The organism is Aquabacter sp. DMC10 (assembly GCF_056314145.1).
Genome location: NZ_JBQUYX010000002.1, coordinates 212,082 through 225,063, shown reverse-complemented (window position 1 = coordinate 225,063; position 12,982 = coordinate 212,082). Strand labels below are relative to the sequence as shown.

General features: G+C 68.0%; 14 protein-coding genes. 5 read left to right on the top strand and 9 right to left on the bottom strand.

The window, feature by feature from the left end; translation table 11 throughout:
* The first annotated feature begins 161 nt into the window (after positions 1–161).
* Positions 162–392, top strand: coding sequence for a DUF2093 domain-containing protein (locus tag ACT54L_RS05820; RefSeq protein WP_476084605.1), 231 nt, complete (start codon positions 162–164; stop codon positions 390–392).
* Positions 393–487: 95 nt separating this feature from the next.
* On the opposite strand, the gene lpxK is transcribed toward ACT54L_RS05820, so the two are convergent.
* From lpxK to ACT54L_RS05785, 7 genes are all read right to left on the bottom strand, one after another.
* On the bottom strand, positions 488–1,522 hold the full coding sequence (gene lpxK / locus ACT54L_RS05815; RefSeq protein ID WP_476084604.1) for a tetraacyldisaccharide 4'-kinase: 1,035 nt from the start codon (positions 1,520–1,522) through the stop codon (positions 488–490).
* Positions 1,522–2,760, bottom strand: a complete 1,239-nt coding sequence (locus ACT54L_RS05810) for a 3-deoxy-D-manno-octulosonic acid transferase (protein ID WP_476085165.1) — start codon at positions 2,758–2,760, stop codon at positions 1,522–1,524. The genes lpxK and ACT54L_RS05810 overlap by 1 nt, the downstream gene beginning before the upstream one ends.
* 62 nt (positions 2,761–2,822) lie before the next feature.
* Positions 2,823–3,524 carry a lysophospholipid acyltransferase family protein gene (locus tag ACT54L_RS05805; protein ID WP_476084603.1) on the bottom strand — a complete coding sequence of 234 codons (702 nt, stop codon included), beginning with the start codon at positions 3,522–3,524 and terminating at the stop codon, positions 2,823–2,825.
* 133 nt (positions 3,525–3,657) lie between these two features.
* Positions 3,658–3,909, bottom strand: coding sequence for a DUF4170 domain-containing protein (locus ACT54L_RS05800; protein WP_476084602.1), 252 nt, complete (start codon positions 3,907–3,909; stop codon positions 3,658–3,660).
* 36 nt (positions 3,910–3,945) lie between these two features.
* The gene (locus ACT54L_RS05795) at positions 3,946–4,713 is read right to left on the bottom strand and encodes a 3'(2'),5'-bisphosphate nucleotidase CysQ (protein ID WP_476084601.1); all 768 of its coding nucleotides are present in this window, start codon (positions 4,711–4,713) and stop codon (positions 3,946–3,948) included.
* Positions 4,714–4,862: 149 nt separating this feature from the next.
* On the bottom strand, positions 4,863–5,831 hold the full coding sequence (gene ubiA, locus ACT54L_RS05790) for a 4-hydroxybenzoate octaprenyltransferase (protein WP_476084600.1): 969 nt from the start codon (positions 5,829–5,831) through the stop codon (positions 4,863–4,865).
* Between the two features lie 14 nt (positions 5,832–5,845).
* Positions 5,846–6,334, bottom strand: coding sequence for a hypothetical protein (locus tag ACT54L_RS05785; protein ID WP_476084599.1), 489 nt, complete (start codon positions 6,332–6,334; stop codon positions 5,846–5,848).
* 401 nt (positions 6,335–6,735) lie between these two features.
* Here ACT54L_RS05785 and ACT54L_RS05780 point away from each other — a divergent pair, with 401 nt between their 5' ends.
* The 4 genes from ACT54L_RS05780 (at position 6,736) to ACT54L_RS05765 (ending at position 11,131) form a co-directional block, all read left to right on the top strand.
* Positions 6,736–8,496: an acetolactate synthase 3 large subunit gene (locus tag ACT54L_RS05780; RefSeq protein ID WP_476084598.1), complete on the top strand. Its 1,761-nt coding sequence runs from the start codon at positions 6,736–6,738 to the stop codon at positions 8,494–8,496.
* Between the two features lie 134 nt (positions 8,497–8,630).
* Positions 8,631–9,146 carry an acetolactate synthase small subunit gene (ilvN, locus tag ACT54L_RS05775; protein ID WP_274774202.1) on the top strand — a complete coding sequence of 172 codons (516 nt, stop codon included), beginning with the start codon at positions 8,631–8,633 and terminating at the stop codon, positions 9,144–9,146.
* Positions 9,147–9,588: 442 nt separating this feature from the next.
* Positions 9,589–10,608, top strand: a complete 1,020-nt coding sequence (gene ilvC / locus ACT54L_RS05770; RefSeq protein ID WP_476085163.1) for a ketol-acid reductoisomerase — start codon at positions 9,589–9,591, stop codon at positions 10,606–10,608.
* 127 nt (positions 10,609–10,735) lie between these two features.
* Positions 10,736–11,131, top strand: coding sequence for a winged helix-turn-helix domain-containing protein (locus ACT54L_RS05765; RefSeq protein WP_476084597.1), 396 nt, complete (start codon positions 10,736–10,738; stop codon positions 11,129–11,131).
* Positions 11,132–11,150: 19 nt separating this feature from the next.
* On the opposite strand, the gene modC is transcribed toward ACT54L_RS05765, so the two are convergent.
* Positions 11,151–12,257, bottom strand: a complete 1,107-nt coding sequence (gene modC, locus ACT54L_RS05760) for a molybdenum ABC transporter ATP-binding protein (protein WP_476084596.1) — start codon at positions 12,255–12,257, stop codon at positions 11,151–11,153.
* The gene (modB, locus tag ACT54L_RS05755) at positions 12,254–12,943 is read right to left on the bottom strand and encodes a molybdate ABC transporter permease subunit (RefSeq protein ID WP_476084595.1); all 690 of its coding nucleotides are present in this window, start codon (positions 12,941–12,943) and stop codon (positions 12,254–12,256) included. Before modB ends, modC begins: the two co-directional genes overlap by 4 nt.
* Positions 12,944–12,982 lie beyond the last annotated feature (39 nt).

The following is a 12,982-nucleotide window of genomic DNA, read 5'->3' as shown; positions in this document are numbered from 1 at the left end:
GGCCCAGTTGGGAGCGCAGGGCGGGCACGTGCGCACCGCCCACCCTTACCGTTCCTGCCCAAGGCGCGATTTGCACAGAGGCCATGCGGCGCCCGCCCTTTGCGGATTGGCGCCGAAAACCGTATGTTGACGGCAACGAACATTTGCGGACATCGGCCGGCATGAACAGATTTGAACGTTTCCCCGAGCCCAATGGCGAGGCCGAAATCCGGTATCTCGACGGCGAGTTTCGCGTGCTGCGCCCTGGCAGTTTCGTGCGCTGCGCGGTGACCGGCGAGACCATTCCGCTGGACGAACTGCGCTATTGGAGCGTCGACCTCCAGGAGGCCTATGCCGACCCGCAGGCGGTGCTGCAGCGGGTGCGCCAGCAGGAAGCCAAGCCGGCCTCCTGAGGCGCGCGGGGCAGGATCGGCTCAGTTTTCACGTAGAGGGGGCAATCTCCTCCTGCCGCGGGGTCCCGGCCGTCGCGGCGGGGCAGGGAGCGCGTTCAGCGCGCGTGTGCGGCGTGTCCTGATGTGCGCGCGGCGAAGCGGGCTTCCGCCTGGGCCACCAGGTCGGCCAAGACGTTTGGCGCCTTGGTCACCATTTCGATGCCGAGGGTTCTGATCTGCGCCCGGACCGGCGCAAGCTCCGGCCCGGACAGCCGCACCGCATCCTTCTCCGTGGTGACGGGGATCAGCTCTTGGGCCCGGGCCGTGGCCAGGAGGGCGTCGATCTCCTGCGGCCGGTAGGGATGATGGTCCGGGAAGGCGTGGCGGGCGACCACTTGGGCGCCCACCGCTTCCAGGGTCGCGAAGAATTTCTCCGGCCGTCCGATGCCGGCGAAGGCCAGCACCCGCGCGCCCCGCAGCGCCTGCGCATCGGCGGCCACCGGCACCAGCCGTCCGGCCTGGATGTCCGGGGCGCCGGCCGCGCGCGCGGCGGCCCAGCCGGCCGATCCCTCGCCCACCACCAGCACCGCGTCCGCTCGCGCCATTTGCGGCTTCAACGGCGCGCGCAGGGGGCCGGCGGGCAGGACATGGCCATTGCCCACCCCGGCCGCCGCATCCATGAGGAGAAGGCTCGCATCCTTGACCAGGGACGGGTTCTGGAAGCCGTCATCCATCACCACGTGGGTGGCCCCCTCCGCCAGAGCCAGACGGGCGCCGGCGGGGCGGTGACGGGAGACGATGGTGGGCGCGTGGCGGGCGAGCAGGAGTGCTTCGTCGCCCACATCGGCCGGCCCATGGATCGCAAGATCCACCCGCAGGGGACCGGGCTCGCGCCCGCCATGGCCGCGCAGCAGCGCGAACGGGCGGGCACCCCGGGCCTTGAGCGTGGCGATGAGGGCGATGGCGGTGGGCGTCTTGCCGGTGCCCCCCACGGTGGGATTGCCGATGCAGATCACCGGCAGGCCCACCGCCTCTCCGGGCTCGCCCATGCGGCGCACCGTGACCGCGCCGATGACGGCGCCGATAGGGGAAAGGAGGGCGCCGGGAAGGCTTCCCGGCACGGCCCAGAAAGCCGGTGCCCGGGCGAGCATCACCGTCCCAGCCGCAGCTGGACGAGATAGGGCTCGATGGCGGACAAGGTCCGGTCCAGCGCTCCGCTCAAGGCCGCCGTGGTCCGCCGCGCGGCCTCGGCGGTGCGGGCATGGAGGGTGGGGTCGGCATATTGGTCGAGCACGCTCTCGATGATGTCGTCCGCCGAGTTGACGAGGCCGGCGCCGCCTTCCTCGTCCAGCCGGTCATAGACCACGCCGAAATTCCACACATGCGGCCCATGCAGCACCACCGCGCCGAGCTTGGCGGCCTCGATGGGATTCTGCCCGCCATGGCGCACCAGGGAGCCGCCCACGAACACCACGGGCGCGAGGCGATAGAACAGGCCGAGCTCGCCGATGGTGTCGGCCACATAGATTTCGATGCCCTCGTCCGGCATCTGCCCGCTGGTGCGCGTCAGCGCGGGCAAGCCGGCCTGTTCGGCGATCACCCGCACCGCTTCGCCGCGCTCGGGATGGCGGGGGACGATGACGGTCAGGAGGCCGGGGATCTCCTCGCGCAAGGCCAGGTGAACCTGCGCGATGGCTTCCTCCTCCCCCGGATGGGTGGAGGCGGCCAGGAAAACGGGACGGTCATGCAGGTGCCGCAGCATGGCGTCGAGCGCCACCGGGTCCACCGGCGGGGGCGGTACGTCGAATTTCAGATTGCCCGCCACTTCCACCCGCGGCGCGCCGAGGCCCTTGAAGCGCAGGGCATCGTCGCGAGTCTGGGCGAGGCACAGGTCCACCCGCGACAGGAGCGCGCCGGCGCTGCGGGGCAGGCGGCCCCAGCGCTGGGCGGACCGCTCCGACAGGCGGGCATTGACCATCACGAGGGGCGTGCCGCGCCGGCCGATCTCGGCCAGGAGGTTGGGCCACAATTCGGATTCGGCGATCAGCGCCAGGTCGGGCTTCCAATGGTCCAGGAAGCGGGCGACGAAGCGCGGCGCGTCCAGCGGGATGAACTGGTGGATCACGCCGCGCGGCGCCCGGCGCGCCACGATGCGGCTCGAGGTGAGCGTGCCGGAGGTCAGCAGGCAGGAAAAGCCGCGCTCCACCAGCCGCTCCACCAGCGGCATCACGGAAATGATCTCGCCGACGCTGGCCCCGTGCACCCACACCAGGGGGCCGCGCGGGCGGTCGGCGCTGGCAAAGCCGCGGCGCTCTGGCAGGCGGGAGGGGTCTTCCTTGCCCTTGCGCACGCGATAGCCGAGCCAGGCGGGGGTGAGCAGACCCGCCATCGCGGTCAGCCCCCGATAGGCGCGGAGCGGAACGGGCAGCCCGTGCCCCTTCGTGGCCGCCTTCACCTGGCGGTGTCTCCGCGGCCCAGCAGCGCTTCGGCCCGGGCGGTCGCCTGCTCCAGGCGCTCCTGCACCAGGGCCCGGGCGGCTTCCAGGCCCGCCTCATCCACGTCGCGGGCCACGAAAACGGGCTCTCCCACCACGGCGGCGCCCTTGCCGAACGGCAGGTGCAGGCTGGCGCGATCCCAGCTTTTCAGGAGAATGCGGTTCTTGGTGGCCATGGCGATGGGCAGGATAGGCCGTCCCGAATGGCGCGCAATGGTCACCACGCCGAGACCGGCGCGTCGGGAGATCTTGGGCACGTCGGCGGTCATGGCCACGTTGATGCCCTCCCGCAGCGTCTCAATCATGGCATAGGTGGCGGAGACGCCGCCCTTGCGGTGGAAGTCGCCGGGATTGGTCGCCCCCGACCCGCGAATGGTGCCCACCCCCAACCGCTCGGCGGCGATGGCATTGATCTCCGCATCCGCGTGGCGGGAGATCAGCACCTTGGCCTTGTGGTGCGGCTTCATGATGAAGGGCGTCAGGAAGTGCTGGCCGTGCCAGAAGGTCATGATGAGCGGCAGGTGGGCGTCCATGCGCTCATAAATGTCGGGCGGCTCGACCACGAAGCGGGATGTCTTCGCGACCAGCTTGAAATAGGACGCAAACGCCGTTCCGGCGGCCACCTGAAAGGCCCGGTTGGTGCGCAGACGACGCCACATGCTTCGATGATGTCCCAGTCAAACATATGTCCGCCCCGCGGGATGTCTCCCACGGAGCTGGGTGCATTGCAATCGGATTGTTACAGCACCTTTCGCTTCGTGATCGGCGCGATGCTGCAGTGCGATAAAGGCGTCAGGCGCCGTGCGTGGTGTCCGTCTCCGGGTCGAGCAGGCGGTGCATATGGACCACGAAATAGCGCATCAGCGCATTGTCCACGGTCTGCTGGGCCTTGGCCTTCCAGGCGGCGGCGGCGGAGGCATAGTCGGGATAGATGCCGACGATGTCGAGCTTGGTGAGGTCCTTGAACTCGACGCCTCCCAGCTCCGTCAGCTCACCGCCGAACACCAGGTGCAGCAACTGTTTGTGGTCGGATGACTTGGGCATGTTCACCACCTCCCCGAAGCGAGAGCACGACAAGGATCAGACGCCCGGACCGCCCTTCAGGAGCGAGAGCACGGGGCCATGGAGCGTAAGGCCGGCGCAGACCAGCGCGCGATGACGCGGGTTCGCAGCATTATACCGCGGCACCGCTCCGTCATAGCTCGTTACTGCACCGCACGCTTCATGCACGATCAGATCGGCGGCGGCAATGTCCCAGTCGTTGGCGGCGCCCCCGGCCAGCGTGAGATCCAGCTCGCCAGTGGCCACCCGGGCGAGGCGCAAGGCCAGCGAGCGGGCGCGCGGCATGCGCTGGATGCGGGCATGGCGCTCCATGGCCTCCAACGCGCTGGCGGGGCCGGCAACGCTTGCCCCTTCCAGCGAGGTGCGCCGGGAGGTGTGGATGGGCGCACCGTTGCGGGTTGCCCCGCCGCCCAGGCTGGCGAGGAAAAGCTCCTGGGTGACCGGGGCAAAAAGCGCCCCGGCGATGGGGCGGCCATCCTCCACCAAGGCAGCGGAGATGCTCCAGTCGCTGCCGCCGGCCATGAAGCCGCGCGTGCCATCAATGGGATCGACGACCCAGACCCGGCGCCGGGACAGGCGATCGGGGGAATCCGCGCTCTCCTCGGAGAGCCAGCCATAATCGGGCGCCAGCGCCTGCAATTGCTCGCGCAGATAGGCGTCCACCGCAAGGTCGGCGGCGGTCACGGGGGAATCGTTGGACTTGGTCCAGATCTCCACGTCGGCGCGGAACATGGACAAGGCGATCTCGCCTGCCGCGGTCGCCACCGCCGCCAGATGGCGAGCCATGGCCGCCGGCGCATCCGGCGCGAGGGAGCGGGCGCCGGAGGAGGAAAGGGGTTCAGAGGGAAGCATGGCAAGCCAATAGGCCGGGGGCGAAGGCAAGGCAAGCGGGGCGGTGGCGCAAGCCGCCGCCGTCCTTTGTCGCGGACGGGGCCTTAGATGACGCCGGTCATCACCAGATGCTGCACCCCCGCCTCCAGCGCGAGGCCGGCGAACAGGTAAAGGCCGGCATTGCGGTTCGACTTGAACAGGGCAAGGCACAGATCGGGATTGTCGATGTCCAGCCGCGCCACCTGGCGGCGCAGCATGAAGGCGAAGGCAGAAAGGCCGATCCAGGCGAAGATGCCGGCGCTGGCCGTGATGAGGGCCAGGGCGAAGAACACCACCGTGGCCCCGTACGCCAGTGTCAGGGCAAGCCCGGTGCGCCGCCCGAACAGCAAGGCCGTGGAGCGCACGCCCACCACGGCGTCGTCCTCCCGATCCTGGTGGGCATAGATGGTGTCATAGCCGAACACCCAGCACACCGAACCGGCAAACAGCAGCAGGGCGGGGTCCTCGATGGAGGTGAAGACACTCGCCCAGCCCATCAGCGCGCCCCAGGAAAAGGCGATGCCCAGCACCAGCTGGGGCACGGAGGTGATGCGCTTCATGAGCGGATAGACCGCCACCACGCCCAGGGAGGCGATGCCCGTCACCACCGCAAAGCGCGGCAGGCTGAGCAGCACAGCAAGGCCGATGAGCAATTGGAAGGCGAGGAAGGCAAAGGCGCCCTTCAGCCCCACCTGACCACTGGCTAGCGGGCGGGAGCGAGTGCGGGCCACCTTCTTGTCGATGTCGCGGTCGAGAATGTCGTTCCAGGTGCAGCCGGCACCGCGCATGGCCACCGCCCCCACCGCGAACAGGGCCAAGAGCACCGGGTCGGGATAGGGGTGATGGGCTGCAATGGCCGCCAGCGCGGTGGACCACCAGCAGGGCAGCAGCAGAAGCCAGCTGCCGATGGGCCGGTCCGCCCGCGCGAGGCGCAGATAGGGGCGCAGCGCCGCCGGAGCCCAGCGGTCCACCCAGTTGCCGGCGCCTGCGTCGGCAACGGGCGCGAAGGCGCCTTCCTGTCCCCACGATGTCAAAGCGAACCTCGCGGCTATTTCAGAGCGTTGCCGGTCAGGGTGTCGAACACGCCGCCGCCGGTGGAGCTGGAGCCGGGCACATAGCCGGTGGTCACGCCGAGCGCGCTGGACATGGAGCCCTGGGGCGGCGGGCGGCTGGGACCGCCGGCGCCGGCGCCATTGGCCGCGGCGTCACAGATCTTGTCCCGCAGCTCGGCGGTCTTCTTGTTGTTGGTCAGCGCCGCATTCACCACCTCGGGCGGAATCTGGCACCAATCCTTGTTATCCTGCAGATATTTGGCGACCTTGCCTTCCGCCGTCGTGAAGGTGCGGAAGAGCGGGCACAATTCCTGCGGCGGCTTTTTCGCCTTGCCGGCGGCCTGGAGCAGCTTGCCCTTTTCCTCCATGTCCTGGCGCAGGGCCATGAAGTCGGTCTGGCAGTCGGCAAGCGCGGCGCCGGTTCCCATCAGGAAAAAGGCGAGGGCGGCAGCCGATAGGCGCTGGATGTTAGCGTGCACGGACAAGTCCCCTTCCGCAGCGTCCCACAAGGTCACACATTTTCCTTACAAAGAGCCGACGTATTGGGCAATATCACGGCAGACGGCAATTAAAGTTCTGACGGCGGATTTCCTCCCGCCCGAAAGCGGTCTTGCCGGCGCCAAAAAATGCGCCCGGTGGCGCTTGACGGACATTGCGCCGGACAGTAGGTTCCGCGCAACTTTATGGAAGGTGTGTGCGCACATGCGCAAGATCGTTGCACTTCTCGTACCCTGGGGCGCCACCAACGGGCCGGCTTGATTGCCGGAACGCAGATGGGTGGCGCGTGACGAGGGGCCTTCGGGCCCCTTCGTCGTTTCTGGAACTTCAATCGACGGAACGCGTGAGGAAGGTGCGGCGCTTTAGCGCGCACCGGGGAGCAACTGAGATGAACAAGCAAATGACCGGCGCCGAAATGGTCATGCAGGCGCTCGCCGACCAGGGTGTGGAACATCTGTTCGGCTATCCGGGCGGCGCGGTGCTGCCCATCTATGACGCCATGTTCCACCAGAACCAGGTGCAGCACATCCTGGTGCGGCACGAGCAGGCGGCCGTCCATGCCGCCGAGGGCTATGCCCGCTCCTCCGGCAAGGTGGGCGTCGTGCTCGTCACCTCCGGCCCCGGCGCCACCAATGCGGTCACCGGCCTCACCGACGCGCTGATGGATTCCATTCCCCTGGTCTGCATCACCGGCCAGGTGCCCACCCACCTGATCGGCAACGATGCCTTCCAGGAATGCGACACGGTGGGCATCACCCGCCCCTGCACCAAGCACAATTATCTCGTCCGCGACGTGAACGACCTGGCGCGCGTCCTGCACGAGGCCTTCTATGTGGCGCAGAACGGGCGTCCCGGTCCTGTCGTCGTCGACATCCCCAAGGACGTGCAGTTCGCCACCGGCACCTATATCGGCCGCGAGAATATCGAGCATAAGACCTACAAGCCGAAGCTCTTCGGCGATGCCGACAAGATCGCGGCGGCGGTGGAGATGATCGCCAACGCCAAGCGGCCCATCTTCTATACCGGCGGCGGCGTCATCAATGCCGGGCCGGAGGCCAGCCGCCTGCTGCGCGAGCTGGCCAAGCTCACCGGCGTTCCCGTCACCTCCACGCTGATGGGCCTCGGCGCCTTCCCGGCGGCGAGCAATCAGTGGCTGGGCATGCTGGGCATGCACGGCACCTACGAGGCCAACATGGCCATGCACGGCTGCGACGTCATGGTGTGCATCGGCGCGCGCTTCGACGACCGCATCACCGGGCGCCTCGACGCCTTCGCGCCGGGATCGAAGAAGATCCACATCGACATCGATCCGTCCTCCATCAACAAGAATGTGAAGGTGGACCTGCCCATCATCGGCGATTGCGGCCGGGTGCTGGCGGACCTGGTCTCGGTGTGGAAGGCCAAGGGCGCCCATGTGGAGAAGGACGCGCTGGAGACCTGGTGGCGGCAGATCGACCGCTGGCGGGCGCGCAACTGCCTCGCCTATCGGGCGTCCGACGAGATCATCAAGCCGCAGCACGCCATCGAGCGCCTCTATGCGGCCACCAAGGACAAGGACGTCTACATCACCACGGAAGTGGGCCAGCACCAGATGTGGGCCGCCCAGTTCTTCCGCTTCGAGGAGCCGAATCGCTGGATGACCTCCGGCGGGCTGGGCACCATGGGCTACGGCCTGCCCGCCGCCATCGGCGCGCAGATCGCCCATCCCGAGGCGCTCGTGGTCGACATTGCCGGCGAAGCCTCCATCCTCATGAACATGCAGGAAATGTCGACGGCCGTGCAGTTCGACCTGCCGGTGAAGATCTTCATCCTGAACAACCGCTACATGGGCATGGTGCGCCAGTGGCAGGAGCTGCTCCATGGCGGGCGCTACTCCCACTCCTATTCGGAGGCGCTGCCTGACTTCGTGAAGCTGGCGGACGCCTATGGCGGCGTCGGCATCCGCTGCGAGAAGCCCGGCGACCTGGATGCGGCCATCGCCGAGATGATCTCCGTCAAGCGCCCGGTCATCTTCGACTGCATCGTGGACCAACAGGAAAACTGCTTCCCCATGATCCCGTCGGGCCGCGCCCACAACGAGATGATTCTCGGCGACATGGCTGTCGATCTCGACGAGGCCATCACCGACGAAGGCAAGATGCTGGTGTGACGGACGCCTGACGGCTTCGCCCGGCCGCCGCCCCTCACGGGCCGGCCGGGCGGAGGCCGCTACAAGACACCGCGCCGTCCCTTTTCTCCGGCCCTCCCGCTCCGGGAGGGCATGCCCACCCTCAAGAGACATCCATGTCCCATCCCGCCGAACCCATCGAGCGCCATACCCTCTCGGTCCTGGTGGACAACGAGCCCGGCGTGCTCGCCCGCGTCATCGGGCTGTTCTCCGGCCGCGGCTACAATATCGACAGCCTGACCGTCTCCGAGGTGAGCCAGGAGACCCATCTCTCGCGCATCACCATCGTCACCACCGGCACCCCCATGGTGATCGAGCAGATCCGCAACCAGCTCGACCGCCTGGTGCCCGTGCACAAGGTGCGCGACCTCACCAAGGAGGCGGTGTCGCTGGAGCGGGAACTGGCCATGGTGAAGGTGCGCGGCCTCGGCGAGGCCCGCAGCGAGGCGCTGCGCCTGGCGGAGGCCTTCCGCGCCCGGGTCATCGACGCCACCCGCGAGAGCTTCGTGTTCGAAATCACCGGCAAGAGCGACAAGATCGACCAGTTCGCCTGGCTGATGGAGCCCCTCGGCCTTGTCGAAGTGGCCCGCACCGGCGTGGTCGCCATCGCCCGCGGCCCCGAGCCCATGTGAGGTTCGGCCGGAGGCGTTGCGCGCCGCTATGCACCATGCACTGCGGTAGCCTGGAAGGCATGCTGCACCGCATGGACAGGCGGTGAACGGAGCGCCGCCTTGGGCTTGCCTCGCCGGGTCCGCGTGGATATACGGCGGGGCATCAAGCCCTCGTGCGCCATAGGCGCGCAGGTGGCATCAGCGCGCATCGTCGGCGTCCCCCTTAGAGCCGGATCCGACAAGACGGGATCGACGTGCGATCCCATCTCGTCGGTGAATCCGTCTCTTTCGAAAGTGATAGAGGGCGATTCACCGACCAGATTGATTAAATCTGGTCGGATCGCGCTCTAGAGCTTCGCCGCCGGAGCGGGAGGACGTTCAAGGCCGTTCGGAAAGCACGCTTCGGGTTCGCCGCCGGCCCTCAATCACACCCTTTCAAGAACAGCGCCCACAGGAGAAGATGATGCGCGTTTATTACGATCGCGATGCCGACCTGAACCTCATCAAGGGGAAGAAGGTCGCCGTCGTCGGCTATGGCAGCCAGGGCCACGCCCATGCGCTCAACATGCGCGATTCCGGCGTGAAGGAGGTCGTGATCGCCCTGCGCCCCGGCTCCGCCACCGCCAAGAAGGCCGAGGCCGAGGGCTTCAAGGTGCTCACCCCCGCCGAGGCCGCCAAGTGGGCCGACGTGGTGATGATGCTCACCCCCGACGAGCTGCAGGGCGACATCTATCGCGAGAGCCTGCACGACAACATGAAGCAGGGCGCCGCGCTCCTCTTCGCCCACGGCCTCAACGTGCACTTCAACCTCATCGAGGCCCGCAAGGACCTGGACGTGCTGATGGTGGCCCCCAAGGGCCCCGGCCACACCGTGCGGTCCGAGTATCAGCGTGGCGGCGGCGTGCCGACCCTCATCGCCATCGCCCAGGACGCCTCGGGCAATGCCCATGACCTCGGCCTCTCCTACGCCTCCGCCATCGGCGGCGGCCGCGCCGGCATCATCGAGACCACCTTCAAGGAAGAGTGCGAGACCGACCTGTTCGGCGAGCAGGTCGTCCTGTGCGGCGGCCTCGTGGAGCTGATCCGCGCCGGCTTCGAGACGCTGGTGGAAGCCGGCTACGCCCCCGAGATGGCCTATTTCGAGTGCCTCCACGAAGTGAAGCTGATCGTCGACCTCATCTATGAGGGCGGCATCGCCAACATGAACTATTCCATCTCCAACACCGCCGAGTATGGCGAGTATGTCACCGGCCCACGCATCATCACCCCCGAGACCAAGGCGGAGATGAAGCGCGTGCTCACCGACATCCAGACCGGCAAGTTCACCCGCGACTGGATGCTGGAGAACAAGGTCAACCAGGCCTCCTTCAAGGCCACCCGCGCCCGCGTCAACGCCCATCCCATCGAGGAAGTGGGCGAGAAGCTGCGCGACATGATGCCCTGGATCAAGGCCAAGGCGCTGGTGGACAAGTCCCGCAACTGAGCGGATCGCAGATGCGACAGGGAAAGGCGGGCTTCGGCCCGCCTTTTTTGTTTCTGCCGGGTCGAAACCCGCGGCCCGTGCGGCGGTGGGCGGCCTGCGCTATCCTGCCTGCCGAAAAGGAAGCGCCGTGCCCCAGAAGACCGCCCCCCATCTGTTCCTGCGCCTGGATTTCGCCGATGGCCGCCGGCTCGGCCCGGGCAAGATCGCGCTCCTGGAGGCCGTGCGGGACCACGGCTCCATCCTCGCCGGCTCCAAGGCCATCGGCATGAGCTATCGCCGCGCCTGGCTGCTGATGGATGAGCTGGACCGCATGTTCGAGGACAAGGTGGTGGTCACCTATCCCGGCCGACGCGGCAGCGGCACCGAGCTGACCCCCTTCGGCGAGCGGCTGATCGCCCTTTACCGGGCCATGGAGCGCCAGGCCGCCAAGGCAACGCGCGCGGCCGGAGCGGAACTGGCCGCTGCCCTTGCCCGGGACTTCCAGGCCGCAGGGGAGGGGGCGCGGGAGAGCGAGGCGGGCTGAGGCGCGCGCCGCCTTCCTCTTACGCCTCGCTGTCGGCGGCGAAGCGCGGCGAGCGGCTGTCCACCGCCACCGCCTTGATCATGATCCAAACCGGCATGCCCGGCTCCACCGCCAGCCGGTCCGCGCTCTCGGTGGTCACCAGCGCGCGGATGACGGACGAGCCCACATCCACGCCAATGTCCGAATAGGGGCCTTCCTCCCGCCGGATGTCGCGGATGCGGCCGGGCAGGCGGTTGGTGATGGACACATCCATGGGCCGCGACAAGGAGAGCGCCACGTCGCGCGAGCGGATGCGGGCCCGCACCGCCCCGCCCACCGGCCGCTCCACCAGCGGCACCCGCAATTCCCCGTCCGCAAAGGCCAGGGTGGACAGGAACATGTCGGGATCATGCCGCTTCACGACGCAATCCAGGATGGTGCCGAGGTCGAACCGCCCGACCACCGAGAGCAGGTCGGGCCGGGACATCACCTCCGCCACCGGGCCGGAGGCGAGCGCCTGGCCGCTGGCCATGGCCACCACGGTGTCGGAGAGGCGCAGCACCTCCTCGATGGAATGGCTGACATAGAGAATGGGGAGCGCCAGCTCGTCCCGCAGGCGTTCCAGATAGGGCAGGATTTCCGCCTTGCGCTGCTCGTCCAGCGAGGCGAGGGGCTCGTCCATGAGCAGCAAACGCGGCTGGGAGAGCAGGGCGCGACCGATGGCGACCCTTTGTCGCTCGCCGCCGGACAGCGTATGAGGCCGGCGCTTCAAGAGATGGCCGATGCCGAGCATCTCCACCACGGCGGCAAAGGCGATGGGCTTTTGCCCTGCCGCCCGCCGCTCGCCATAGCGCAGGTTCGTCTCCACCGACATGTGCGGGAAGAGGCGAGCCTCCTGGAAGACATAGCCCACCCGGCGCCTTTCCATGGGCAGGTCGATGCGGCCGGCCGAATCGAAGAAGGTCTCGCCGGCCACCACAATGCGCCCGCTGTCCGGCCGCACGGCGCCGGCCACCATCTGGATGAGCGTGGTCTTGCCACAGCCGGAGCGGCCGAACAGGGAGGTGACGCCCCGCTCGGGCGCCGTGAAACGGACAGCAAGGCGGAAATCCGCCGCGCGCTGGAGCGCCACGTCGATCTGGATCATGCCCGCCCCAATGCCCGCTTGAGCTGCTTGTCCGCAAAGTCCGCCAGCATGAGCGCGCCGAGCGCCAGCACCACCGACACCAGGGACAGGCGCGCCGCGATGGCATCGCCGTCGGGCATATGGGTGGCGCTGTAGATGGCCAGCGGAATGGTCCGGGTCTGACCCTCGATGTTGGAGACAAAGGTGATGGTGGCGCCGAACTCGCCCAGCGCCGACGCGAGGCAGATGAGCGCCCCCGACAGGATGCCCGGCGCCATCAACGGCAAGGTGACGGAAAAGAACACATCCACCCGCGAGGCGCCGAGCGTGCGGGCCGCCGTCTCCAGGCCCTTGTCCACCGCATCGAGGGAGAGGCGGATCGCATTGACGGACAGGGGAAAGCTCACCACCGCGGCGGCCACCGTGGCGCCGGCGGTGGAGAAGATGAGCCGGATGCCGAACCAGTCATAGAGATATTGGCCGAGAAAGCCCTTCGAGCCCAAGGTCAGCAGCAGCAGATAGCCCACCACCACGCGCGGCAGCACCAGCGGCAGATGCAGGATGCCGTCCAAGAGCCCCTTGCCAGGGAAATGGGTGCGCGACAGCAGCCAGGCAAAGGCGATGGCGGGCGGCAGGCTCCACACCGTGGCCCAGAAGGCCACCTCAAGGCTGAGATGGACCGCCGTCCATTCATCCGGGGTCAGCATGCGGGGGGTCCTCAATGGGATTTGCGCCGGCAGGCGGCG